The following is a 23,362-nucleotide window of genomic DNA, read 5'->3' as shown; positions in this document are numbered from 1 at the left end:
TTTTCAAGCCGGGCACGGCGCTTGCAGCGCAGCGCGAGCGCCTCGGAGCGCAGCGCAAGCGCGACGGTTTGACCGGGCGGCTCTGCAAATTACAGTGCGCAACAAAGCAGAAAAGGAATCGACGACATGACTTTGGCGATGAGCTGGGACGAATGGACGCGGCATGACGGGACAGCGCTCGCCGCGCGCGTCCGCAACGGCGAGCTGACGCCGCGGGAGCTGGCGGCGCAGGCAGCCGCTGCCGTCGCCAAGGTCGATCCCGCGCTCTCGGGCGTGGTCGAGCTGTTCGACGACGTGATCGCAGATCCCGCGCGCGACGGCGCCGACCTCAACGGCCCGTTCGCCGGCCTGCCCTTCCTGATGAAGGATCTCGGCCCGACCTTGAAGGGACGGTTGCAGGAGATGGGCTCGCTGATGATGCGCGGTAACCGCGCCGCAGCCGACACCTTCCTGACCACCAAGCTGCGCAAGGCCGGTCTCAATTTGATCGGCCGCACCACCACGCCGGAGTTCGGGGTTTGCAGCTCGGCCGAGAACCCCGCGGTCTATGTCACGCGCAATCCCTGGAACACCGACTACACCACCTGCGGCTCGTCGGCCGGCAGCGCGGCGATGGTCGCCGCCGGCGCGGTGCCGATCGCGCATGCGACCGACGGCGGCGGCTCGATCCGGATTCCCGCCGGCGTCAACGGCAATATCGGACTGAAAGTATCGCGCGGCGTGTTCTCGCTCGCGCCGCATCTGTCCGATCTCACTGGCCTCGTTTCGATCCAGGGCTGCCAGTCGCGCTCGGTGCGCGACACCGCCGCCTTCGTCGACGCGTGTCGCGGACCTGCGCCCGGCGAGTTCATGCCGTTCTGGACCCCACAGGAGCCCTACGCAGCGATGATCGCGCGCGACCCCGGCCGCCTCAAGATCGCGCTGTCGCACACCTGGGGCGACTACCGCGCGACGCCGCATATCACCGCCGAGCTCGAGCGGGTCGGACGCTTCCTCGAAGGTCTCGGCCATCAGGTCGATTACGCACTGCCGTCGCTCGACTACACGGAAGCCTTCGCGGCGCAGACCACCTGCTACATCAGCAATTTCGCCGTCGTGATCGGCAACATGCTTGCGGCGCGCGGCCTGGAGCGGCCACCGGCGGACCTGATCGAGCCGATCAATATCCGCATCTGGGAGCATGGCCGCGACTTTAGCTTCGCCGATCGCGCCCGCATGCAGGCCACCTTCAACACGACGGCGCGCGGCTTCGGCGCGTTCTTCGAGGATTGGGACATCATCCTGACCCCGATCACGGCGCTGCCGACGCCGAAGGTCGGCACCACGGAGTATCTCACCATCAGCGACAACCCGTCGGTGCTGGACTGGTTCGGCAATCTCTGGCGCAACTTCGCCTTCACACCGCTCGCAAACCTCTGCGGCATCCCGGCGATCTCGCTGCCGCTCGCGACCAACGAGCACGGCCTGCCGCTCGGCATCCAGGCGATCGCAAAACAGGCCGATGACGGCCTGCTGCTGCAGCTCGCCGCCCAGATCGAGCGGGCGATCGACGGCAAGTGGAATGCCGGCAAGACGCCATTCGTGCATGTCACGCGCAACTAGGCGATAGATAGAGAACAATAAATCAACAGGGGAAACGGGACGTCATGCAGCAGGCCGGTGAATTCGGGATCGACGAGGCGCGACGGGTGATCGGCGACGTCTTTGCGCCGTGGGTGCAGGATCTCAATCTGTCGATCGAGCAGTTCGAGTTCACACCGCCGCCCGGCAACGCTGCCGATTGGCAGCCCGGCGCCATCCTGCGCATGCCGTTCTCGGAGCGGCTGTGCCGCAATGGCGGCATCGTCTGCGGCCAGGCCCTGATGGCGTTCGCCGACACCGCGATGGTGCTCGCCAACCTCGCAGCCAACAAGGGCTATCGCCCGATGACGACGGTCGACCAGACCACGCATTTCATGCGCGCGGTGACCGCCTCCGACGTGCTGGCTGACGCCCGCGTGGTCCGGCTCGGCCGCACCATGAGCTTCGGTCGTGTCACGCTATCCTCCGCCACCGACAACAAGCCGGTGGCGATGGTGTCGAGCGCGTTCGCGATGTTGCCGGGATAGAGCATCATCCGGAAAAGTGCGAAGCGGTTTTCCTGCGACAAACGCAACGCGTTTGCGCTGAGATTATGCTCAAAACAAAAAGCTTACTTGCCGAGAACGGCCTCGGCGGCGTTGACGATGCTGATGGTCGGATTCTTTCCGCAATAGGTGCCGAACTTCTTGGCGTTCTCGGTAAACACCTCGGTGTCGATGATCGCCTCGTCGGAATCGCCCTTGTACCAGCCATCCATCCAGATCAGCACCATCTTGATGTTGTCGTCGCCGCCTTCGACGAACTGCTTGCAGGTCATGGTCGAGAGATCGAGGACGGTGGCGTTGGCCGGCGCGGACGGCAAGGCAAGCGCGGCGGCCAAGAGGATCGGTGCAGTGATCTTCTTCATCGCAATCTCCATGGGCAATGATCTGGAATGAACCGGTCGCTGGGAAAGCCAGCGTGTCCGCCCGCGACCCGTAAGCGATGCGTTACATCGAACGCAAGCACGGCATCGCGCGGATCAGCACGAACGTCGTTTCGGTGCACGCATTGAGAATTCGTGTTTCTGATGTGTGACGGCGCCGCGCTAAAACATGATTAGAACAGGGCGTGTACTCGAAAATCCAGTGTATGCGAGCGGGGATAGCGAGGTCCGTGTCGCTCTCAAAGCATCGGCGATGCTTTGGGGAATGTCCGCCCAGGGGGGGGTCTTGGCTGTGTGAAAACGCCAAACTGATTGAGCTCGATAGAACACTTTATGCGTCCAAGACCGATCCGGCGGTCATGAGCGCAAGCGATTTCAACAAAGACGACGAACTGAGGAATGTAGTTCTAGCCGCGTTTCGGTCTTTCGCGTTTTTACACAGCTAGGGTCAAATGCGGCGGTCGAGGATCGTTGATGAGACGTCCGGAGAGCACCCAACACCGGACCAGTCGGAAGCAGCGCGTTGCCGGACGCCGCCGGCGATTGTGACTATCGTCGGTACCGGGAACGGTTGGCCAGGAATTACGTTCCATACAAACACAAGGAACACTCCTGGCGGTCAACCGGAAGAAGGCTACGCTTGGCATATGAAAAAGACGTTCTCCGACAAAGTGCGCGATATCGTCCGGAAAATACCGAAAAGCAAGACGATGACGTACAAAGAGGTCGCTTCAAGAGCTGGAAATCCGAAGGCGGCACGGGCTGTCGGAGCCGTTATGCGATCAAATTACGATCCGTCGATACCGTGCCATCGCGTCGTTGCGAGCGACGGAAAGATGCGCGGGTACAACCGCGGTGCGCGCATCCGCTGATCGCTCTGCGGACGAACGCGCGTGTGTTCTTTTTGGGTCCGAGGATAAGGTCCGCTTTGGCCCAAAGAAGCGACGTCGTTTAGATCGGCTTCAGTTTTTTCAGACTGGCGTGACCTTGCTTGCCGACGATGATGTGGTCCTGGGTTGTCATACGAACTGCTTCGCGATCTCAACGATCACTCGCGTCATCTCGATGTCAGCACGCGATGGTGTTGGGTCTCCTCCCGGATGATTTTGCATCAGCACGACCGGACGGCATGATGTCCGCTTGGGGTCAAAAGCGCCGTTCGGAGTGGCGTTCAGTGACTTCCGGTCTACCGCGACAAGCAGACAAAGCCCGCCCGGACTTCGCATTAGGGCCAATACGCGACATTGGCTCGCGTATCTCCTCCGGCGACCAAGGCGCTGATCAAGTTGCACGAGCCTTCGCGCTTATTCGCCTTCGTCGGGTTCTCTGACGACCGGCGGCTGGCGCTCGTCATCCGGTTCGGTGTCGTTGTCTTCGTCCTCGTCATCATCATCATCGTCATCGTCATCGTTGGGATGTCGTGGTGGCATCGTGTTGTCCATGATGGTGACGAGTCTCCACCCAGACGCGGAAAACCTCTCAAGGACGCGCTTGGTCACGTGGTGGCTCCTTTGCTGGATTTGCGACATTCATGCGCCGATGTTATCGCGCAGGGCCAAGGTCGAAAGGGCGCCGACCGCCCCCCCGCCAGCTTGTCCGCCTGGTCTATGCGACGGAAAAGTCAGCAGACTTGACCCGGATGCGGTCGGCATGCAGCGACCAATCGCAAAGTCTTTCGGCTTTGCAGAATCTTTCCTTGGCGATCTCCTTCGCCTCGCTCTCAGTCGGAGCGTCGATCTCCAGGATCCTCTGGCAAATCTCGGCCTGCCGACCGTTATCGCCGAGCACATCTTTCGTGAAGCAGACTACGAAGTGCGACATCGGGACCTCCTGAGACTTCTGTGAGCGCCCCTCTTCTAACCCAAATGACGCCAGCATTTTTGATAGGGATCAAGCGCTAGGATTGCGCAGGCAATTTGGGACCAGACGCGTGCATCGCGATCGCGCCTGTCCGCGCCTGCACTAGGTTCAATTGCATCCACGAAGAAACTGCGCTCGCTCTCCGGTTGCGGGGGAGATGCAGCGAATGCCGCCAGGCCGATTCAACCTGAATCCGTCGCGCTTCAGCGGAGGCGACACTTGCACAATTTCGGAATATTAGAAATATACCCCTGACTTGCCCGACGTGTCAAGTTGCGTTTCGAACGCCGGCGGCCGCCGGCTCCTTTGCATGGGGTTGTTTTCGATGTTTTGGCGGTGCGCACCCGCGGCAGGGAGCACCTAAGCGGATCGCGAGCGGCGGCTCCGCCGCCAGCGGCACAACGACGCAACGAGGGCGACGAGCGCGAGACCGCCAGCGACCGCCTTGACGGTCAGCCGCCCACCGGGACGATCGATCAGGCGCGCGAGAGGCGAAACAGCTTCGCCCTGACGCGGCAGGCGAAACGCCACGACGCTGTCGCCGATCGATGTGCCGCCTTCGGAATGGCCGCCGGCACCGATCACGACATACTGCTCGCCCTTCCACAGATAGGTCATCGGATTGGCGACGCCCGGCACCGGAAGCCGGCCGAGCCACAATTGCTTTCCCGACTTGACATCGAACGCGCGCAGATAGGCATCCATCGCGCCGGTGAACACCAGTCCGCCCGCGGTGATCGCAACGCCATTGAGCAGCGGCGTGCCGGTATTGAGCGCGATGCCGAGCGGCGCGAGATCCTCGCTGGTGCCGACCGTCGAATGCCAGAGCACCTTGCCTGCCTTGAGATCGACCGCCACCGTCTCACCCCACGGCGGCTTGTTGCACGGCGAGCCGACCTCCGTGCTCGCCAGTGCCCGCGACATCGCAAACGGTGCGCCCTGCTGCTGGCCGAAATCATGGCCGGGCGGCGGATTGAAGCCCTTGGCCTGGTCGCGCGGAATCAGGGTGATGAGATGCGCCGCATGGCTGACATTGGCGAGGAGGATCTGGTTGACCGGATCGAACGCCGCGCTACCCCAGTTCACGCCGCCGCCGGTCATCGGATAGACGATCGTGCCTTGCGTCGACGGCGGCGTGTAGAGCCCCTCATTGCGGGATTGCGCGAGCAGCTTCTCGCACGCCGCGCTGCCGATGCCCGGCAGCATGCCGCCGACATCATCGGCCGTCATGCGCTGCGTCAGCAATGGCGGCACATGGGTCGGAAACGGCTGCGTCGGCGACAGCTTCTCGCCCTCGGCGCCGCTCTGCGGCACCGCGCGCTCCTCGACCGGCCACACCGGCTTGCCGGTATCGCGATCAAGCACGAACACGAAGCCCTGCTTGGTCGGCTGGATCACGACGTCACGCATGCCGTTGCCGGTGTCGATCCGCGCCAACGTCGGCTGCGCCGGCAGATCGTAATCCCAGACGTCGTGATGCACGGTCTGGAATGCCCATACCAGCTCGCCGGTCTCGATCCGCAGCGCGACCACCGAATTGGCGTGCTCGTCATTGCCGGGGCGCTTGCCGCCCCAGAAATCGGGACTGGGCGATGTCGTCGGCAGGAACACCAGGCCCCGCTCCTCGTCCACCGACATCGGCGCCCAGACATTGCTGTGGCCGGCCTCGACGCTGTCGTGCACCAGTGGATCGAAGATCCAGCGCGGTTGGCCGGTCCGCGCATCGAAGGCGCGCACCGCGCCGACCGGCGCATCGACCCGCCGGTTGTCGCCGATCGCGGACCCGACCACGACCACGCCGCGCCCCGTCACCGGCGCCGACGTGATCTGAAATTCGCCCGGCCATTCCAGCTTCATGCCGGCATCGATCTTGATCTCGCCGCCATTGCCGAAATCGGCGCAGGGCTTGCCGGTCCTGGCATCGAGCGCGATCAGGCGCGTGTCATTGGTGCCGGTGAAGATCCGTGACTTGCAGGCCGCACCTTCGGCCGCACGATCATCGGTCCAGTGCGCAACGCCTCGGCAGACGAAGCGGTTGGCCGGCCGCTGCGCCATGCTGATCTTCGGATCGAAACGCCATTTCTGCGCGCCGCTGCCGGGATCGAGCGCGATCACTTCGTTGAACGGCGTGCAGAAGATCAGGCTGTCCGCGACGAACAGCGGCGTCACCTCGAACTTGGTGCGCTTCATGACCTCGGGCGGGCGGGCATCGAGATCGCCGGTGCGGAATTCCCAGCCGCGCACCAGCGTGCCGACATTGTCCGCCGTGATCTGCGTCAGCGGCGAGAAGCGCTGTCCCCCGCGATCTCCTCCCCAATACTCCCAGGCGAGCGCCGGTTGCACGCAAAGCACCAGAGCGGCGAGCAGGCGAAACAGGGACCGCATTGCGTCCTCCCGCAAGATGCGATCATCGGACGCCGCATCTCATGCGGGAAAGCCTTTACGCGATTGGCGCCTCAGTATCCACCCCTGTGATAGCCGCCGCCATAATTGCCGCGATAGCCGCCGCGGATGCCAATCCCGATTCCGATCGGCGGTCCGACCGGCTCGTAGACCACGGCCGGGGGCGGCCGGCGCACCACGACGACGTCGCCCTCGACCACGACGCGCGGCGGGCGCTTGCCTGCGCGCCGCGGCGGATCGGGTTCGGCGCGCTTCTTCGCCGGCGCGGCAGCCTTCTGCTGCTCCGGCGGCGCGGCGTTGCAGGGACACGTCGGCGCCGCCAGCGCGACATTGGTCGCGGGCACGCTGAGCGCTGTGGCCGGCGTCAGGTCGGGACGGTAACGCAACCGTTCGATCAACTTGCGCGCGGTGGCCGTGAGATCGCTGTCGGGATACAGCACGAGGAAACTGCGATAGGCCGCCGCGGTGTTGGCGAGAACAGCGTCGTTCCACGCCACCATGCGGCGATGCCGGTCGAGCCAGTCGCGCGCCTGCAGGCCGCGCGGCGTGCCGGCGAAGATCGCGGCGAAGGCTTCATAGGCTTCGTCGGTGCCGTCCACCACGATCAGTTCGTTTGCAGCCTCGATCGGCTTGCCCTGCAATTCGCGCTTCCATTCGTCGACGGTACGCTTGGTCGCGGCCGGCGCCGGCGTGGCCGCGGGCGAGGATGAAGGACCTGCCATGAAGCGGAAGTCGTCGGTGAGCGACGAGGAGTCCCACGGTGTCTGGCGGCCATCGGTCGCCTTGTTCACGGCAAGACGAACGCGCTTGAACGTATCCTCGATCGGGATCCCCGGCTCCTTCGCCGAAGTCAGCAGCGCGGTCGTGTAGGGGCTGTTGGCGCCGCTGCCGTCCTCAGCCTCGGCCCCCGGTGACGTCGAGAACGACACGAAGGTGCCGGGCGCGCCGATCTTGGCATCGACGATGGCAAGCCCGTGCCCCGCGGTCTTGCTGAGTTCCGGGAAGGGATTGTTGCGACATGCATCGAGCAGCACGATGCGCATCCGGCTCGGCACCGAGGTCAGCGTGTTCAGGATGTCGTTGAGCCGGACCGCCTGGATCGGGATGTCGGCCTCACGCTTCGGATCGACATCGACCGGCACCAGATAGTTCTCGCCATCGATCTGCAGGCCATGCCCGGCATAGAACACCAGCGCCACGGTGTCGGCGCCCTTCGCCACCACCTGGCCGGCGAAGTCGCTGATCCGGGCGCGCATCTCATCCTGGGACAGATCCGACGCCGCCGTCACCGCAAATCCGGCATCCGTCAGCATCTGCGACATAGCCTTGGCGTCGTTGGCCGGATTGGGCAGCGCGGGCACCGACTTGTAGGCGGACTGCCCGATCACCAGCGCCAGACGGCTTTCCGCCGATGCCGGCACGGCGCCGAACAGGATCGCGGCCGGAACGATCAGGCTGAGGAGCGAACGGCGAAGCATGGCGGCCTCCGACAAAGGACATCGGAGATGGGTCGAAAGCCGTGAGATGAAGGTTCATGCCGTGCGGCAATGTGCTGCCGCCGACGCCGGTCGTCATGTCCACGCGCCGCAGGAACCCGGTGAGCGCCGGGTATTGCGGCGACTACTTCGGTTTCTTGGCCGGATCGGCGGCTGGCTTGGTGACACCCCAGGGATCGTACTTCTCCTTGGGCTCGGGGATCCGATCGAGCGCGGCCTTGTAGGCCTTCTCGTCGATCTTGGGCTTCTGCTCCGTCTTCCTGTCATCACCCCCACCGCCTCGCCGGCCCTGGGCCAGGGTCGCTGTCGCGATCAGCGCCAGAATGACGGCAGCAACCGTGAAGCTTCTCATGTCAGTCCCTCTCCCCCGCGGCCGTAGAAACATCCGGCAACACCTCTACCCCAAGATAACTTGTCGCTCGACATTTGTTGATCGACAAAGCGTCGCGCGATGCGAATTCAGCCCCACCAGGGGGCGCAATCTTGGCGGCGGCACATTAAATACGCCCGATGGGACAGGGACAGGTACACGTGGCGGCGCTGCTGGCCGGCGCCGCCTTCATGTTGAGCGGCTGCGGGCTGGCGGATAGCCACGCGGTGTGGCCGGAGATGTTGAAGGTCAAGGCCAGCGAGCCGGCACCGCTCGAGACGCCTCCGGATGTCAAGCGGCTGGTCGCGGGCAAGCTGGATTCGGTGTTCACCGCCGGCTCGCAGCCGTCGCATGTGCGGGTCTCCGCTCCGCTGCACGACCCCCGCGGCACCGGCTGGACCGCCTGCGTGCGCGCCGAACTGACATCAGTGATCGGCAAGCCGCTGGGGACGCAGACCTATCGCGTCTTCATCAGTGAAGGCGCGATCTTCGATCGCCGGCAGGTCGAAGCCGACGACAACTGCATGACCGAGACCTACGAGCCGGTCGAGAGCGCCGTTGCGGTGGAAACGCAGCGGAGCGTGAAACCTTAGCGCATTCACCGTCCCGGCCCGCCAGTCCTACATCGGATATTATGAGATTCTGAAACACGAGCGCCGCCCGCGCCTGGATCAGGCGCCGCTACAGGAAAGGTCCGGTTCGCAGATCAGACGTTGCTGACGCCGCCGTCGACGACCATGTCTGAGCCGGTCATGAACGAGCTCTCGTCCGAGGCGAGGAAAACGGCTGCTGCGGCCAGTTCCTCCGGACGCCCAATTCTCAGCATCGGCGTGTAGTTGGAATACATCTTGCGGATCGCGGCGGCTTCCTCGGCCGTCGACGCCTGAGAGTCCATGATCGGCGTATCGACGGGGCCGGGGCTGAGCAGGTTAGCGCGGATGCCGCTGTCCTTGAACTCGGCCGCCCAGGTCCGGACATATGAGCGCACCGCGGCCTTGGTTGCCGCATAGGTCGAGTGGTTTGCCAGGCCCATATAGTGCATCGCTGACGACACCAGGATGATCGATCCGCCGCCGCCCATCATCGGGAGCATCTTCTGCACCAGGAACAGCGGTCCCTTGGCCATCAGGTTGAACGTGCGGTCGTAGTGCTCCTCCGTGATGTCGCGGAGCGGCACCTGTTCGGTGAAGCCCGCGTTGGAGACCACCGTGTCCACCCTGCCCTTGGCCTTTCGAACGGTCCCGGCGACGCGGTCGAGGTCTTCGAGACTGGACGCGTCCGCCTGGATCGCGGTGACACTGCCGCCGATCAGCTTCGCCGCCTTGTCGAGCGCGTCCTGGCGCCGGCCGAAGATGAACACATGCGCGCCTTCCGTCACGAAGCGCTGCGCGATGGCGAGCCCGATGCCGCTGTTGCCGCCGCTGATCACCGCGACCTTGCCTTCCAATCTCGACATATCAATTCCCTGGGTTTGCACACCCGGATCGTCCGGGGACCTTGCAGATAGGCGCGCCTGCATCGGCCGCTTAGTGCGGACGTGCGCACAGCGGTGGTGCAAAAATGATCCGGATCGCGCGCGTGTTCCGAGGGTGCGTTTTTCCACCGCCACCGATTGGGCAGCTCCTCGCGGGACTATCCCATTCGCAATTCCCGGCACCGTGATCTGCTGCGCCGATGGACGCGCGAAGCCCTCGTTCTGAAGCGCGATGCATGCAGTGACGATATTGCTCCGGGTGATCTGCGTGCGCTGCCGCCGGCCATCGGCCAAGGCCGCCCTGCGGCAGATGGAAGCGGAACGGTCATAGGCCAGGCTCGATTGCCGCGCGGGCGCCGCGACACGCATAGGCGGCGCGGTATGCTGAACGCCCCGTTAACATGATCGCTCGAATTGCCGGATGGCCCCAACGGCATTTTCCATTTCTTTCCGCTAGCGTTGTCCCCGATGAACGCAAGGCCGATCAGCCTCGCGGACCGGGGAAACAGGGACGTGGCCGATATTGCTGACCAGGCGATGATGCGCCGTGCATCGCGCAAGGATGTCACGGACGATCGCGCGTTGCCGCCGCTGTCGGCGGCGCCGGTCGGCGCATGGCGCGCGCTTGCCGAGCGCGCGATCGAGCCCAATGGCTACTACCAGGCGGACTGGGAATTGGCGGTCGATGCGTCCGCGCGCGGCCGCGCCGGCGCATCGCTGCTCAGCGCCGCGGGCGATGCCGGGCAATTGATCGGGCTGCTGCCTGTCGTGCCCTTGCGGCGGATCACCCGGATTCCGCTGCCCGCACTGGTCGGCGCCGAACCCTACGGCACGCTGTGCACGCCGCTGCTGGATCGCGACGCCGCTGAGCAGGCCGCCGGCCAGATGTTGCAGCAGGCGCGCGATGCGGGCGCGCATGCGCTGATCCTGCGCACCATGGCGCTGGAAGGCCCGGCCATGGCGGCGATCCGCACGGTGCTCGCGCGCGACGATTTGCAGCCGCGCCTGCTGAGCACCTATCAGCGCGCGCAGCTCGATGCGACGCGTGATGCCGACGAATTGCTGCGCGACGCGCTCGGGCCCAAGAAGCTGAAGGAGCTGCGCCGCCAGCGTCATCGCCTGTCCGACCACGGCGCGGTGCGCTTCGACGTCGCGCGCACACCGCGTGCCGTTGCGGCTGCGCTCGAGACGTTCCTTGCGCTCGAAGCCGGTGGCTGGAAGGGCCAGCGCGGCACCGCGCTCAGCCAGCATGCCGGCGACGCGGCCTTCATCCGCCGCGCGACGGCGGCGATGGCCGAAGCCGGCCGCTGCGAGATCGTCACGCTGTATGCGGGCGGCACCCCGGTCGCCGGCGGCATCGTGGTGCGCCACCAGGACCGCGCCTTCTTCTTCAAGATCGGCATCGACGAGCGCTTTGCGAAGCATTCGCCCGGCGCGCAGTTGACGCTGGAGCTGACGCGCCATCTGTGCGCCGATCCCGCGATCAATTCGGCCGATTCCACCGCGGCGCCCGGCCACCCCATGATCGATCCGATCTGGCGCGGCCGCTTCGCGATCGGCGACGTGCTGCTGCCGCTGCGGCGCCGCGATCCGCTGGTCGCGGCCATCCACGGCGCGCTGACCCTGAACAATGTCGCCTACGAGGCCGCGCGCAGCACCGTCCGCTTCATCCGCAGCCGGCGCGGCAAGCCCGGATAGCACGGCCCCCCTTACGCGAGCCGGCACGGATCGATAGGCTGCGCAAGACGGCCGCGAGCCGATGGCGTCGTGATCTGGCGGGAACGTGACGATCCAGCAATGCTACGTCCGGCAGGACGCGTTGACCGACCCCGGCGCGTTGGCCGGCGCATTTGATGATTTGCCCGAGACGATCTCGGAACTGCGCGAGGTCGTCTCGGGGCTGATCGTTCATGTCGCCCTGGCGGAGCTGTACGGCATCCCGCCTGACACGCCGATGATCAGGCAAACCCAACCGGTCGCAGATCGCTTGAAATCGATCCAGGCGTCGTTCGCCGGATCGCTCACCGCGGCCCGCCCGCCGTGCCGTCGCACGTTCGGCACCTGCCGCGACTATGCGCTGCTGCTGTGCAGCATGCTCCGAACCCGGTCGATCCCGGCGCGGGTCCGCTGCGGCTTTGCCACCTACATCGGCGACGACATCTATCACGACCATTGGATCTGCGAATATTGGTCACCCGCCGACGAACGCTGGCTGCAGGCCGACGCACAGCTCGATGCGCTTCAGATCGACCGACAGCAGATCATGTTCGACTGCGCGAACCTGCCGCCCGATGCATTCCTGACGGCGTCGCAGGCCTGGCGGCTGGCGAGGAGCAACGCGGTTGCGGCCGGTGCCTTCGGGCATGCCGCGACCACCGGCCTGTGGTTTCTTCACGTCAACGTCTACCGCGACCTGCTGTCGCTCACGAACCGGCAAATGTCCAATTGGGATAGCTGGCGCGACGCAGCGCCAGCCGGCAAGGTCTTGAAGGTCAACGCCCTTGCCGAACTCGACCGGCTGGCCGAATTGGTCACGGCGTTCGAGGACGGCGCGGAGCAATTTGCCGTGCTGGACGAGGCGGCATCACGGAGCTTGATGCCGCCCTGGCTGTCGTAGCGCGCAGGCGGCGGACGGTTTACCCTTTCGTAGCCATGCAGACACATCAAGACACAATCGACCTCGCCGTCAGGTTGGTGTCAGCTGGCGCTTCTAGCGTTACGGAGCGCTGTTTCTCAGGCAGCGTATGCCCTTGCCTGGAAAGCCCCATCGGACGGAAACGTCGGGTGGGGCTTTCTGCCGGCACGAGCCCGCAGCCGTCCCCTCATTGCAACGGCGAGTGCGGGGCCGGCAGCATGATGGTCGAGTGCATCTCCTCGAGCAGCGCCGTGCCCTTGCCCAGGAATTCCTGCCAGGCCGGATCCTTCAGCGCGGCGCCGCGCGCCGCAGCGCGGGCGTTGAGATCGGGATAGGCCCAGATATGGCAGACCTCGTTGGGCTGTCCCGCATCGGTTTGCCAGAGGCCGACGATCTTGGAATATTTCTCGCGCTCCGGCATCACGCCGGTGATCAGGTCGAGCCATTGCTTGGCACTGCCGAGCGGCTTGGCGCGATAGTTGCGGAATTCATAGATGTTGCCCTTGGTGGCAGGCGCCACCGGCGGAATGATCGCATTGAGCAGCCGGACCTCCTGGCGCACCAGCAGCGGACGAATCGCCGGAATGTACTCGCCGGTCCAGCGCGGATTTTTCCCGAGCTCGGCGCGCAGCTTTGTCCGTTCGTTGAGATCGGCATAGCTCCACATGTGCATGACCTGATTGAGCGGACCGATCTCGGTGATCCAGTAGCCTTCCAGCTTGCCGAAATTATCGGCGCGGATGTCGCGCGAGATCGTGCTCGCGGCCTTCACCATCTCGCCGACGGTGCCTGGACGTACCGTGTAGGTGCGCAGCTCATAGATCATGGTTGTCTCCCTGATTGTTTCCGATGGGTGGTGTGGGCAAACGAAAAAGCCCGGCGTGAGCCGGGCTTTGGAAAGGGACCCGCGGACTACTCCGCCGCCTGTGCGTTGATCTCGGCCGAGACCTGACGGATGGCGCGGGCGAGCTGCTCGGCCGGCTGGGCGCCGGATACTGCGTATTTCTGCGCGAACACGAAGGTCGGCACGCCGGAGATACCCTTCTCGGCGGCTTCCTGCGCCTGCGCGGAGACCAGCGCGACATCCTCATCGGTGGCAAGACGCTTGCGCACATCGTCGGCATCGAGCCCGACATCGGCCGCTGCCTGCACCAGCACATTGGTGTCGGTGAGATCACCGCCGTCGCGGAAGTACAGCTCCATCAGCCGCTGCTTCATCTCGGCCGCCTTGCCCTTGGCCGCAGCCCAGTGGATCAGGCGATGGCAGTCGATCGTGTTGGGCTGCCGCTTCACGAGCTCGGGATGGTAGGTCAGCCCCTCCTCGCTGGCCGCGGCGACCACACGGCCGGCGATGCCCTTGTAGGCCTCGACCGAGCCGAACTTGGCCGTGAGATATTCGTCGCGGCTGATGCCCTCGCGCGGCACCCAATTGTTGAGGAAGAACGGCCGCCAGTGCACCTCGACCGGCACGTCAGGCACCAGCTTAAGCGCATCCTCGATGCGATGTTTGCCGATGTAGCACCAGGGGCAAACGACGTCGGAGACGATATCGAGGCGAAGCGGCTTCAGATCGCTCATTGGGGTTTCCTCGGGGGTTCCTCGCGGAAATGGAACCCCGAAGGTAGACCGAAAGCGCCCCGAGACAAGCCGCTATTTCATACTGGCTGCCATCTGCCGCATCCGCTCGGCGGTCAGCTCATCGGCCGGAAAGAAGGTCTCCAGCGCCAGTTCCTGCAGCGTGATGTCGACCGGGGTACCGAACACCATCGTTGTCGAGATGAAGCTCAGGATCTCGCCATTGAGGCGGAGCTTGAAGGGCAGCGCGACATTGTTGTCGGTGGTGATCGGCGCCGAGCGCGCCGGGATCGGATAGGACTTCAGGTCCTGGTAGAGTTTGAGCAGCTCCGGATCCGCGGTCGCCTCGCATTGCCGGTGCAGACGCTCGAGAAGATGTGCGGCCCATTCGGCCAGGTTGACGGTGCGCGGCGCCAGGCCCTCCGGGTGGAACGCCAGCCGCAGGATGTTGAAAGGCTGGCCGAGCAGCCGCTGCGGCACGCCCTCGAGCAGCGGCGCCACCATGCGATTGGCCGACACCAGATTCCAGTGCCGGTCATAGGCCAGCGCCGGATTGGGCTCATGCGCCTTCAGCACCAGGTTGATCGCCTCGCGCGCCGATCTCAGCGCGGGATCGTCCAGCGAGCGTTGCGGGAATGCGGGTGCGAAACCCGCGGCGACCAGCAGCACGTTGCGTTCGCGTAGGGGCACGTCGAGGCGCTCCGCCAGTTTGAGGACCATGTCACGCGACGGCGCCGAGCGGCCGGTCTCGACGAAGCTCAGATGCCGCGCCGAGATCTCGGCATCGACCGCAAGGTCGAGCTGGCTGAGATGGCGGCGCTGCCGCCACTCGCGCAGGTGCTCGCCGATCAGGACAGGTTTTGCGGGCTCGGCCCGCGCCAGGGATGCATGTGCGTTCATGGTACAAAACCTACCATGCCGAATTCGCCCGTTCCATTACGCCTGAGGTAATGGATATTGGTACCTACCCAATTGAATTTACTGTGTTTATTTTTCGATCCGCTGGCCAATACCAACACAAATACCAACAATTCGAAGTCAACGACCAGCTACAAAAAAATCGTGGCAAGCTGACTGGTTGGCAGGAACAGGGTGGTGGTGCGAAGACGTATACGATTGTCATCACTGTGGGGGCCGACCGGCACGTCATCGATATTGCGCAAGGGCCAGCGGGCGCCTAACGGAGCGCTTGCAGCCCATTAAGGCAGTTTCGTCTATGCATAAGTTTACTAATCGGACGCGGCCATGCGCGGAGGTGCAGTTTTCTTCTTGATCGGCGTGACGGCAGTATCTGCCTATTCGCTTGGTCATCAGGATGCCAGTCCGAGCAAGTCAGTTTCGACCTCAGCCGCTCAAGGACCGATCGCCCTCGTGGAGCCACCGATCATTGCGAAGCGCGTACCGTTGGCGCCGGTCTTCCGAAGCCCTGAGTCAAAAAAGGAAGTCTCAAGCATCGAGTCGCGGGCACCTGAGAAGCCGGCGCCGCGTCCAACTCCTCAACGCGAGACAAAGCGCAAGGGGGAGGTTGTTTTAACAGCGGCAGCCATAGGTGCAATCATCATCAAGGCTAGTCGAGATCGATATCACGCGACGGGCAAACATTGCGCGTGTCCGGATGACACAATGCGGAATGGAAGGGCCTGTGGTGCCCGAAGCGCCTATTCTCGGCCAGGCGGCGCGGCACCGATCTGTTACCCCAGCGACGTTACCGCGGAGATGATCGAGTCTCATAGGAAGCAACTCGCGAACCGCTAATGCGCTTCTTGGGGGCGAAGAGAGCCAACGCACAAAAGCCGAACCCCACTCCGCCACTCTCAAATCTATGCCGCAATTCTACGGGCGACATAGTCGCAGGCCGTGCGCAAGCCTCAAGGCGAAGCACTGATCACACGCAGCTTGTTCGTCTCGCATTGGAGATCAAGGCGTGAGTGGGAGCGATGCCCTCCGCTTCCTGAAACTATGCCTGCTGGATAAGCGAATGCAATGCCTTAACCGCTGCCTCCCGGCTCTCCACAGGAACAAACAGACTGATCGAATGCGGCGACAATACATACTTGTCGGGTACAATCCCGTGAAGTTCGAGAGCCTGCAATGCCCTGAACGGCAGTTCCGACGAAACGCCGCCGAAGCAGGTGAGGCTCACCGAGCTTGACGCCTCGCGATGCTTGCGCAACTCCTTGCTGCCCTCCATCGTTCGCAACAGCGCGTCGAGCCACTCTGAATCACAGGCCACGTTCATGCTGGTCTTGCCCGCGGCGAAGCCCGAGGCAAGGACCTGGGGCCAAGACAGGCTGTTTTGCTCGAGATGCTGCGCGAATTTCTGGAAACCGTGATTGAGATCTTTGCAATCTATTTCGACATGCTCAATGCGAACCATCGAGTTTACGGCCAGAACCCTTCCCTTTTCCATCCCTGCAACCTCCTTCATCACCTGCGTGCCGTGTTCAACGCCACCCCACCGCTTGAGAACCAGCGGCACATCCTGACTTTGTGCCAGCTCTACGCTGCGAAAATGCAGAACCTTCGCACCCCAGAAGCACATCTCAGACAGGGATGCGAAATCCACCCGTCGCAAGGGCTTTGCATCCGGCACGGTGCGTGGATCGGCCGAGCAAACGCCGTCGACCTCTTTGATGATTTCACAGCGCTCGGCTTTCAGCGCCGCTGCCATCGCAACGGCCGTCGTGTCGCTGCCGCCGCGGCCGAGCGTGGTGATTTCTCTTGTCGCAGCGTTCACGCCCTGAAATCCCGCCAGCACCACAACGCGCCCACGATCAAGTTCCTCACGCACCCGAATGGGACGTACATCCAGGATGCGTGCCGAGGAATGGGAACCGTCCGTCATCACACCGGCCTGACTACCGGTGAAGCTGATCGCGAGCACACCGAGGTCAGAAAGCGCCATGCTCATCAGGGACATACTGATGCGCTCACCAGTCGTCAGCAGCATGTCAAGTTCACGGCGATTGGGGGTGGAGCTTACCTGATAAGCCATCTGGATCAATTGATCAGTGGTCATACCCATTGCAGAGACGATCGCCACGACACGATGACCACGGCGATGCAGGTCGGCAAGACTGCGCGCAACCGCGCGAATTTTCGCCGGTGTTTCAAGGCAGGCACCGCCATATTTTTGCACGATAATGGAATGGTTGCGCATCTACCCTCGGTGAGAAGCCGTGGTCGCTTCGTTCGTCGAACCGACACCGCCTACCCAAGTGCCGACAACTTCAAGGGCCGAATTGATCGCGACAAGGTCCGCGCGGTAGCCGGGCGCAATCCGTCCAAGCTCATCCTCAAGGCCCAGAAAAGTCGCGGGCGTCCGGGAAGCCATGATGAGGGCGTCGATAAGGGAGGCTCCGATAAGCGCAATAGCGTTGCGCACCGCCTCAATCATGGTGAGGTGAGCGCCCGCGAGCGTGCAATCTGGGCCAGTCAAGCGACTTTCGTTCAATGTAATCCGCTTTCCTTGCAGCAGGAATTGCCGATCGTCCGTACCCACCGACGGCATCGCATCGGTGACCAGCATCAAGCGATCGCGTCCCTTGCAGCGGAAGGCAACACGCAAACCAGCGCGGTCAACGTGGATGCCGTCGCAGATGATCCCTGCGAACAGCCGATCGTCCTCAAGCGCGACGCCCACTAGGCCCGGCTCCCGGGCGTTCAACTGCGACATGGCGTTGAACAGATGGGTCACCCCCGAGATCCCACGGTCGACTGCCAGCCGGACCTCCGCTGCGGTGGCGTCACTGTGGCCGGCTGCGATACGCAATCCGGCGCCGATTAGCTCATCGATCATGGATGCGGGCACGCATTCCGGGGCCAAGGTTACGATAGAGCGGCCGTGGCCCCCGAAACTTTTGACCGCGGCGAGATCGCGCCGATCGGGCACGCGTATTTCGGCTTCCGGATGGATGCCCATGCGTGACCGGCTGAGTGCCGGCCCTTCCAGATGAAAGCCGAGCACACCCGGAATCTTGAGGCACGCCGGAGCTACTGCAGCCAAGCGCTCGATGACCTCGCTGCGATCGGTGATGAGGGTCGGCAAGCAGCCCGTAGTCCCTGCTCCGCGGTGCGCTGCGACGATGCGACGAACACCAGCCTCAGTTGGCTCGTCGTTGAGAAGAACTCCCCCTCCTCCGTTCACCTGGACATCGAGGAATCCAGGCGCAAGGATCGCATCTCGGGGCAGCTGGATTGACGCGCACGGCTCCGACTCTCCAAAGGTAACGCTTTCAATCCTGCCTTTCGAAATCCTGACCCGCCCCGGCCCGTGCACCGCGATACCGTCAAAGATTTGCGACGCAGCAATCGTAATAACGTCGGAAGAGGTGCAGTCGCCCATCAGCGTTCATCCGAGAGTGGCAGTCACAGACCCGTGAGACGAGTGCCGTAACCTAAAATGTTCCCCCATCTATGCGTTGGGGGACCCGGACCGAAGCCCTTGCGTTAACTTTCCATGGGAACGAAAGGTACCACGTATCTCGGAATTGACGGGGGCGGAACTCGCTGCCGCGCCCGGATTGAGGACGAAAGCGGCAGGCTGCTCGGCGAAGCGAGCTCGGGGCCTGCGACGACGCGGATTGGTGTCGAAAAGGCCTGGCGTTCCATCATGGAGGCAACCGAAGCGGCCGCCGCGCAGGCCGGCTTGGCGCGCGAGGATTTTGCGCGGATCCACGCCGGAATTGGCCTCGCCGGCCTTGGCCGCCGGGGCGCGGAAGCGGCGCTCAAGAGGATCGTCCATCCGTTTACGTCCACTATCTTCATAAGCGACGGCATGGCCGCCTGTCTCGGCGCCCACAGCGGCGCGGACGGGGCGATCGTGGTAGCCGGCACTGGCTCGGTTGGTGTCGGCGTGATCGGCGGCCGCGAAATTCGTCTCGCCGGTTACGGCTTTCCTGTCTCCGACGAAGGCAGCGGCGCCGACATCGGTCTGCAGGTCGTGCGCTTGGCGCTGCGGGCTGCTGATCGCCGCAGCGAGCTGACCCCACTGCTTTCAGAGGTACTTGGCGCATTCGATCATGATCCCTATCAGGCAGTGGCATGGTCTGAAGAAGCCAAAGCAACAGATTACGCGGGGTTTGCGCCGATCGTGATACGGCACGCCAATCAGGGCGATCCGGTCGGCCGCCGCATTGTCGAGCGCGCGGCCGATGCCATTGGCGATCTCCTCGATCTGTTCCTGGCGAGAGGAATTGACCGGCTCGCGCTCGTGGGCGGACTCGCGGCTGCCATTACGCCCTGGCTGACACCTGATCTGCGCGCCCGCCTGAAGCGTCCTGACGCCGACGCAGCGGCCGGTGCGTTACTGGTGGCGCGAGGACGGCTCGATCTGCCCGAGAGAGACACTGACCATGAACAGGCATCAAAGTTCCGCGGTTAAGGGCGCATGGATCAATATGGCCACCGAAGAAGTCGATCCCCGCTTTGTCGATCTTGATGCATGGCCGCTCATGTCCGCGGTGGAAGCGATGTGGGAGGGCCAGCTTGCAGCCGTTGCAGCGATCGGCCATGCCCTTCCCGCAATCACTGCGGCGACCGAAGCAGCCAAGGCGGCGCTGGGCGATCGCGGACGCATTGTGTATGTCGGCGCCGGTACCTCGGGCCGCGTGGCGGTCCAGGACGGCGCCGAGCTTATGCCGACCTTCGCCTGGCCCAAGGAGCGCGTTCGCTTCATCGTCGCCGGCGGAGATAGCGCGTTCGTCACCAGCATCGAGGGCGCGGAGGACGATGTCGATGATGCGGTCATGCAGATCGATGTCGCGCGACTCACGCCGCACGACGTGGTGATCGCAGTAGCCGCCAGCGGCACAACGCCATTCACGGTCGCGGCGCTGCAGCAAGCAGGCTCTTTCGATGCAGTGACGATTGGCGTCGCCAACAATCCCGGCACCGCACTGCTGACATCGGCAAAGTTTCCGATCTTGATCGAGACCGGCCGCGAGCTGGTCGCCGGCTCTACGCGGATGAAGGCGGGCACCGCGCAGAAGGTCGTGCTCAATCTGATCTCCTCAGGGATTATGCTGCGGCTTGGCCGGGTGTATCGCGGCATGATGGTGAATATGCAGCCGACCAATGCCAAGCTGAAGCGGCGCGCAGAGGTCATGGTGGCGCAAATCGCGCACTGTGATCCGTCGCACGCGGCACGCTCGCTCGAGCAGGCCAAGGGAGACATCAAAACGGCAGTCCTTCTGGTGTTGGGTGTCGACAGGGATGATGCCGAGACCGTTCTGAAGAACTGTGACGGCAACCTTCGACGGGTGTTTGCCGAACTCGCCAGGGATGGTGACCGGCATCCAAAGGGAGCGACGGCGCGCAGGCGAGACGGAGCGACTGAGCCATGACGACCTCCGCGATGGCGAGCGAAATCGGGGAAAGCGCCAATGTTGTCGCCAACATTGTTCGCAGCCGCCCCGCCGCGCGCGACATCGCACAACGAATTAGAATTGGCGCCGTTCCCCTGTGTGTCGTGTGTGGCCGGGGAAGCTCAGGGTATGCCGGGGTTTTCTTGAGATACCTTGTCGAGACGCGGCTTCGCCTTCCCGTTTCAGCCAGCGCTCCTTCGGTGATCACAGCATTTCGCACGCCCTTAATGCTCCGCGATGCCCTGTTCATTGTGATCTCGCAATCGGGACGCAGCCCGGATCTTGTCGCGGCGACGAAGTCGGCGCGCGTCTCGGGCGCACGGACCATCGCCATCGTCAATGCGGCGTCGTCGCCGGTGGCTGACGAAGCGGAGTTCGTCATTCCGATCGAAGCTGGCGAGGAGCACTCGGTGGCGGCGACAAAGACCGTGATCGGCTCGATGGCGGCCTGTGTCGGACTTGTTGCCGAGCTCGCCGGAGATCGAGCGCTGCGGTCAGCCCTCGATAGGCTGCCCGAGCGGCTGGACCGAGCGCTGGCGCTCGATTGGTCCGAGATTGCCGATGGTCTCACCAAGGCGTCAGCCGTTTTTGTGGCGGCCCGGGGTCTGGCCCTGGGCTCGGCGAGGGAGATCGCGCTCAAACTTTCGGAAATCCTGCGCCTGCCCTCCATAGGTCTGAGCGCCGCCGAGCTGCAGCATGGGCCACGCGCCGCGCTATCGTCGCGTACGCCGGTTGTCATGATGCGCCTCATGGATGAAACGGCGGCCACGGTGGACGCACTGGTAAACGAGTTGCGTGAGCAAAAGTTTGCGCTGCATCTCTGCGGCGGACCGCATGGCTCGCTGGCCTGGCTGACCGAGGATGATCCCGCCACCGACCCGATCACCATGCTCGTTCCGGCCTATCGGATGATAGAGCAGACGGCGCGTGCCTGCGGATTTGATCCGGATCGTCCCCCTCGCTTGCGCAAGATTACCGAGACGTTTTAATAGCGGACTAATCGTTGGCCGGAGACTCAAAATCTGGAGCACTGCCGCATCGGTCTCACAAGCGCCTCTCTCCGGTCGACATAACTCTTTATGCTGCGGCGAAAGGGCGTTGCCGGGCGGAAGCCGCCAATTCTCGACAACGGCTGTGCGTCAACACCAGAGACCGGATATGGCCAAGCGCACGTTAATGCAGCCGGTCAGTCGCGTCCATCTCGGATATCTAGGACGAAGCGACATCTAAAGTTGCTGTCCTTTTGGCCTTGCGAAATTCCGCGTCTCCATCGAGAAATGCCTCAAGCATAAACGGAATCAACTCCATGACCTCCTCCCGGCTACCGTAAGTCTCCGCATAAAAGTCGGCGTATTCGCGCAGCCGCTTGGCAAGGCTTGGCGCCAACACAACACTCATCTTCACCGGCGTCCGATCAGGCAGCTTCGCAAGCTTCATGCGTCATTTGCTCTTCGCGGCGGATTGAACATCCTGGTAAGGCTTCAACACCAGATCCTTCGAGACAATCACGCGCAGCGGCCATCCAGGCCGCACCGTGATCGTCGGCTGCACATCGAGCTCGCGCTCCACGAGGCGCTGCCCGGCACGATGGGTCGTTTGCTGCGTACTCTCCCTTAGCGCCTTCACGAGATCGCTCTCGTCATTGCCGATCGATAGCTGGGTCCCCACCCCGATCAACGTCGCCAAGGCCACGCCCTTGAGCAATTGCCAGGTATGGAAGTCCACCTCGTCCTCGAGCCCGGCATAGCCTGCGACATCCGTGGCTGGAAGGTTCTCGATCACTATGGAGTTGCCGTTCGGCAAAATGAGCCGTGTCCACACGACCAGCGCCCGCTTCTGGCCAAAGGCGACAACGCTGTCGTACTTGCCCACAAGCCGCGTCCCTTGCGGGATAAGGAGATGTTCACCAGTCACAGTATCAAAGACGTTCTCTGTAACCTGGCCGATGGTTGCGCCAGGCAGATCCGAATTGAGCCCGGTAACGAGGCTAGCCGGAATGATCGACCCGGCCATGACTGCATGGGTCGATGGTGCCGGTTTCAGCGTATGCGGATTGGTGGTCTCCGTGTCGGCCTTCGTTCCCACAAAGGCGAGCTTCCGTGCTTGCGACGAGGGAACGATCTCACTGGATCGATCGACCATCGCCTGTGCTGTCTTGGCGAGTTCGGCGGCTGATGGTCCCGTATCGGTGGTTGATGGCCGGAACGCAGATGGGGCGGCAGCTGCCACTTCGGTCATGCTTGCCTGCCTTCGCCTGTCCTGCTTCTCCGACAGGCGGAAGAACAATCCTGACTCCTTTGCCTGCTGGGCGATCCGGGTCTGCCGGATCCGCTCGGCCCGTTCGGCGTCTTCTTCCGGGTTGGTCCGGAAGCCCGTATCCGATGCCACACCGGCCTTCTTCTCGTTTTCGACGAAAGCCCGCCCGACGTCCCCCGGCGACGGCGGTCCAAGCCGCGGGATCGATGGCGACAGTTCCTCGTAGGACTTTGGCAGCCTGCTCAACCCCTCGGCGGTCTGCTTGCGGTCAGTATTAAAGAGCTCCGTCCGCACCGACTGCTTGAAGGACTGCGGTCGGAGCGCCACGAGTGTCGCTCCGGCAATCAACAACGCGGCGATCGCGCAGCCGGTCATGAGGGCGCGCCTATTGAGGCGCCGAACTGGCCGCGGACGTGCTCGTA

At 63.6% G+C, this 23,362-nt stretch carries 24 protein-coding genes and 1 pseudogene; 10 read left to right on the top strand and 15 right to left on the bottom strand.

Annotation, left to right across the window (positions count from 1 at the left end):
- Window positions 1-126 precede the first annotated feature (126 nt).
- Window positions 127-1,602 (top strand): amidase, encoded by a 1,476-nt coding sequence (locus tag AC628_RS00725; RefSeq protein ID WP_074124802.1) that lies wholly within the window; start codon window positions 127-129, stop codon window positions 1,600-1,602.
- A gap of 44 nt (window positions 1,603-1,646) precedes the next feature.
- Window positions 1,647-2,108, top strand: a complete 462-nt coding sequence (locus AC628_RS00720) for a PaaI family thioesterase (protein ID WP_074124800.1) — start codon at window positions 1,647-1,649, stop codon at window positions 2,106-2,108.
- A gap of 83 nt (window positions 2,109-2,191) precedes the next feature.
- Here AC628_RS00720 and AC628_RS00715 read toward each other — a convergent pair whose 3' ends face one another.
- On the bottom strand, window positions 2,192-2,500 hold the full coding sequence (locus AC628_RS00715) for an HdeA/HdeB family chaperone (protein WP_083632506.1): 309 nt from the start codon (window positions 2,498-2,500) through the stop codon (window positions 2,192-2,194).
- Between the two features lie 458 nt (window positions 2,501-2,958).
- On the opposite strand from AC628_RS00715, the gene AC628_RS46055 reads away from it, so the two are divergent.
- Window positions 2,959-3,378: an MGMT family protein gene (locus AC628_RS46055; protein ID WP_502689522.1), complete on the top strand. Its 420-nt coding sequence runs from the start codon at window positions 2,959-2,961 to the stop codon at window positions 3,376-3,378.
- Between the two features lie 79 nt (window positions 3,379-3,457).
- Here the strand turns inward: AC628_RS46055 and AC628_RS45050 are convergent.
- The 6 genes and pseudogenes from AC628_RS45050 to AC628_RS00680 form a co-directional block, all read right to left on the bottom strand.
- A pseudogene (locus AC628_RS45050) lies at window positions 3,458-3,639 on the bottom strand (JAB domain-containing protein); the annotation flags it as partial.
- A 171-nt stretch (window positions 3,640-3,810) separates the two neighbouring features.
- Window positions 3,811-4,005, bottom strand: coding sequence for a hypothetical protein (locus AC628_RS00700; RefSeq protein WP_143201356.1), 195 nt, complete (start codon window positions 4,003-4,005; stop codon window positions 3,811-3,813).
- Window positions 4,006-4,111: 106 nt separating this feature from the next.
- A complete protein-coding gene (locus AC628_RS00695) occupies window positions 4,112-4,327 on the bottom strand; it encodes a hypothetical protein (protein ID WP_074124824.1) in 216 nt (71 codons plus the stop codon).
- Window positions 4,328-4,726: 399 nt separating this feature from the next.
- On the bottom strand, window positions 4,727-6,751 hold the full coding sequence (locus AC628_RS00690; RefSeq protein WP_074124795.1) for a pyrroloquinoline quinone-dependent dehydrogenase: 2,025 nt from the start codon (window positions 6,749-6,751) through the stop codon (window positions 4,727-4,729).
- Window positions 6,752-6,822: 71 nt separating this feature from the next.
- Window positions 6,823-8,247, bottom strand: coding sequence for a caspase family protein (locus tag AC628_RS00685; RefSeq protein ID WP_074124823.1), 1,425 nt, complete (start codon window positions 8,245-8,247; stop codon window positions 6,823-6,825).
- Between the two features lie 142 nt (window positions 8,248-8,389).
- On the bottom strand, window positions 8,390-8,617 hold the full coding sequence (locus AC628_RS00680; protein WP_074124793.1) for a hypothetical protein: 228 nt from the start codon (window positions 8,615-8,617) through the stop codon (window positions 8,390-8,392).
- A 179-nt stretch (window positions 8,618-8,796) separates the two neighbouring features.
- Between AC628_RS00680 and AC628_RS00675 the strand changes: the two genes are divergently transcribed.
- Window positions 8,797-9,228: a hypothetical protein gene (locus AC628_RS00675; protein ID WP_245320962.1), complete on the top strand. Its 432-nt coding sequence runs from the start codon at window positions 8,797-8,799 to the stop codon at window positions 9,226-9,228.
- Between the two features lie 113 nt (window positions 9,229-9,341).
- On the opposite strand, the gene AC628_RS00670 is transcribed toward AC628_RS00675, so the two are convergent.
- Window positions 9,342-10,091: an SDR family NAD(P)-dependent oxidoreductase gene (locus AC628_RS00670; RefSeq protein WP_074124790.1), complete on the bottom strand. Its 750-nt coding sequence runs from the start codon at window positions 10,089-10,091 to the stop codon at window positions 9,342-9,344.
- Between the two features lie 531 nt (window positions 10,092-10,622).
- On the opposite strand from AC628_RS00670, the gene AC628_RS00665 reads away from it, so the two are divergent.
- Complete coding sequence (locus AC628_RS00665; RefSeq protein WP_074124821.1) at window positions 10,623-11,807, top strand: GNAT family N-acetyltransferase; 1,185 nt, start codon at window positions 10,623-10,625, stop codon at window positions 11,805-11,807.
- A gap of 85 nt (window positions 11,808-11,892) precedes the next feature.
- Complete coding sequence (locus AC628_RS00660) at window positions 11,893-12,726, top strand: transglutaminase domain-containing protein (protein WP_074124789.1); 834 nt, start codon at window positions 11,893-11,895, stop codon at window positions 12,724-12,726.
- Between the two features lie 205 nt (window positions 12,727-12,931).
- Here the strand turns inward: AC628_RS00660 and AC628_RS00655 are convergent, their stop codons facing one another.
- The 3 genes from AC628_RS00655 to AC628_RS00645 form a co-directional block, all read right to left on the bottom strand.
- The gene (locus tag AC628_RS00655) at window positions 12,932-13,570 is read right to left on the bottom strand and encodes an NIPSNAP family protein (protein WP_074124788.1); all 639 of its coding nucleotides are present in this window, start codon (window positions 13,568-13,570) and stop codon (window positions 12,932-12,934) included.
- A gap of 86 nt (window positions 13,571-13,656) precedes the next feature.
- Entirely contained in the window at window positions 13,657-14,322 is a 666-nt protein-coding gene (locus tag AC628_RS00650) for a DsbA family oxidoreductase (protein WP_074124787.1), read from the bottom strand.
- A gap of 72 nt (window positions 14,323-14,394) precedes the next feature.
- The gene (locus tag AC628_RS00645; protein WP_028337125.1) at window positions 14,395-15,219 is read right to left on the bottom strand and encodes a helix-turn-helix domain-containing protein; all 825 of its coding nucleotides are present in this window, start codon (window positions 15,217-15,219) and stop codon (window positions 14,395-14,397) included.
- Here AC628_RS00645 and AC628_RS00640 point away from each other — a divergent pair.
- Complete coding sequence (locus tag AC628_RS00640) at window positions 15,204-15,500, top strand: hypothetical protein (protein WP_143201355.1); 297 nt, start codon at window positions 15,204-15,206, stop codon at window positions 15,498-15,500. The genes AC628_RS00645 and AC628_RS00640 overlap by 16 nt on opposite strands.
- 776 nt (window positions 15,501-16,276) lie before the next feature.
- On the opposite strand, the gene AC628_RS00630 is transcribed toward AC628_RS00640, so the two are convergent.
- Window positions 16,277-17,479, bottom strand: coding sequence for an aspartate kinase (locus tag AC628_RS00630; protein ID WP_074124785.1), 1,203 nt, complete (start codon window positions 17,477-17,479; stop codon window positions 16,277-16,279).
- Window positions 17,480-18,664: an N-acetylglucosamine-6-phosphate deacetylase gene (gene nagA / locus AC628_RS00625; protein WP_074124784.1), complete on the bottom strand. Its 1,185-nt coding sequence runs from the start codon at window positions 18,662-18,664 to the stop codon at window positions 17,480-17,482.
- Between the two features lie 114 nt (window positions 18,665-18,778).
- Between nagA and AC628_RS00620 the strand changes: the two genes are divergently transcribed.
- The 3 genes from AC628_RS00620 to AC628_RS00610 are packed head-to-tail and all read left to right on the top strand — an operon-like array spanning window position 18,779 to window position 21,673.
- A complete protein-coding gene (locus AC628_RS00620; protein ID WP_074124783.1) occupies window positions 18,779-19,702 on the top strand; it encodes a glucosamine kinase nucleotide-binding domain-containing protein in 924 nt (307 codons plus the stop codon).
- A gap of 16 nt (window positions 19,703-19,718) precedes the next feature.
- Entirely contained in the window at window positions 19,719-20,663 is a 945-nt protein-coding gene (locus tag AC628_RS00615) for an N-acetylmuramic acid 6-phosphate etherase (protein ID WP_074124782.1), read from the top strand.
- A complete protein-coding gene (locus AC628_RS00610; RefSeq protein WP_074124781.1) occupies window positions 20,660-21,673 on the top strand; it encodes an SIS domain-containing protein in 1,014 nt (337 codons plus the stop codon). The genes AC628_RS00615 and AC628_RS00610 overlap by 4 nt, the downstream gene beginning before the upstream one ends.
- 220 nt (window positions 21,674-21,893) lie before the next feature.
- On the opposite strand, the gene AC628_RS00605 is transcribed toward AC628_RS00610, so the two are convergent.
- On the bottom strand, window positions 21,894-22,121 hold the full coding sequence (locus AC628_RS00605) for a DUF2274 domain-containing protein (protein ID WP_050421238.1): 228 nt from the start codon (window positions 22,119-22,121) through the stop codon (window positions 21,894-21,896).
- Window positions 22,122-22,124: 3 nt separating this feature from the next.
- Window positions 22,125-23,315: a TraB/TrbI/VirB10 family type IV secretion system protein gene (locus AC628_RS00600; protein WP_245320961.1), complete on the bottom strand. Its 1,191-nt coding sequence runs from the start codon at window positions 23,313-23,315 to the stop codon at window positions 22,125-22,127.
- Window positions 23,316-23,362 lie beyond the last annotated feature (47 nt).

This window comes from Bradyrhizobium sp. NAS96.2 (assembly GCF_001908235.1).
Classification (GTDB): domain Bacteria; phylum Pseudomonadota; class Alphaproteobacteria; order Rhizobiales; family Xanthobacteraceae; genus Bradyrhizobium.
The sequence above is the reverse complement of the archived record's forward strand: the minus strand, read 5'-3'. Positions and strand labels throughout refer to the sequence as shown.

Excerpts from the sequence above, each read along its gene's own strand:
- AC628_RS00725 (WP_074124802.1), top strand. The coding sequence starts at position 127 with ATGACTTTGGCGATGAGCTGGGACGAATGGACGCGGCATGACGGGACA.
- AC628_RS00720 (WP_074124800.1), top strand. The coding sequence starts at position 1,647 with ATGCAGCAGGCCGGTGAATTCGGGATCGACGAGGCGCGACGGGTGATC.
- AC628_RS00715 (WP_083632506.1), bottom strand. The coding sequence starts at position 2,500 with ATGGAGATTGCGATGAAGAAGATCACTGCACCGATCCTCTTGGCCGCC.
- AC628_RS46055 (WP_502689522.1), top strand. The coding sequence starts at position 2,959 with ATGCGGCGGTCGAGGATCGTTGATGAGACGTCCGGAGAGCACCCAACA.
- AC628_RS00695 (WP_074124824.1), bottom strand. The coding sequence starts at position 4,327 with ATGTCGCACTTCGTAGTCTGCTTCACGAAAGATGTGCTCGGCGATAAC.
- AC628_RS00690 (WP_074124795.1), bottom strand. The coding sequence starts at position 6,751 with ATGCGGTCCCTGTTTCGCCTGCTCGCCGCTCTGGTGCTTTGCGTGCAA.
- AC628_RS00685 (WP_074124823.1), bottom strand. The coding sequence starts at position 8,247 with ATGCTTCGCCGTTCGCTCCTCAGCCTGATCGTTCCGGCCGCGATCCTG.
- AC628_RS00680 (WP_074124793.1), bottom strand. The coding sequence starts at position 8,617 with ATGAGAAGCTTCACGGTTGCTGCCGTCATTCTGGCGCTGATCGCGACA.
- AC628_RS00670 (WP_074124790.1), bottom strand. The coding sequence starts at position 10,091 with ATGTCGAGATTGGAAGGCAAGGTCGCGGTGATCAGCGGCGGCAACAGC.
- AC628_RS00655 (WP_074124788.1), bottom strand. The coding sequence starts at position 13,570 with ATGATCTATGAGCTGCGCACCTACACGGTACGTCCAGGCACCGTCGGC.
- AC628_RS00650 (WP_074124787.1), bottom strand. The coding sequence starts at position 14,322 with ATGAGCGATCTGAAGCCGCTTCGCCTCGATATCGTCTCCGACGTCGTT.
- AC628_RS00640 (WP_143201355.1), top strand. The coding sequence starts at position 15,204 with ATGCATGTGCGTTCATGGTACAAAACCTACCATGCCGAATTCGCCCGT.
- AC628_RS00645 (WP_028337125.1), bottom strand. The coding sequence starts at position 15,219 with ATGAACGCACATGCATCCCTGGCGCGGGCCGAGCCCGCAAAACCTGTC.
- AC628_RS00630 (WP_074124785.1), bottom strand. The coding sequence starts at position 17,479 with ATGCGCAACCATTCCATTATCGTGCAAAAATATGGCGGTGCCTGCCTT.
- nagA (WP_074124784.1), bottom strand. The coding sequence starts at position 18,664 with ATGGGCGACTGCACCTCTTCCGACGTTATTACGATTGCTGCGTCGCAA.
- AC628_RS00620 (WP_074124783.1), top strand. The coding sequence starts at position 18,779 with ATGGGAACGAAAGGTACCACGTATCTCGGAATTGACGGGGGCGGAACT.
- AC628_RS00615 (WP_074124782.1), top strand. The coding sequence starts at position 19,719 with ATGGCCACCGAAGAAGTCGATCCCCGCTTTGTCGATCTTGATGCATGG.
- AC628_RS00610 (WP_074124781.1), top strand. The coding sequence starts at position 20,660 with ATGACGACCTCCGCGATGGCGAGCGAAATCGGGGAAAGCGCCAATGTT.
- AC628_RS00605 (WP_050421238.1), bottom strand. The coding sequence starts at position 22,121 with ATGAAGCTTGCGAAGCTGCCTGATCGGACGCCGGTGAAGATGAGTGTT.
- AC628_RS00600 (WP_245320961.1), bottom strand. The coding sequence starts at position 23,315 with ATGACCGGCTGCGCGATCGCCGCGTTGTTGATTGCCGGAGCGACACTC.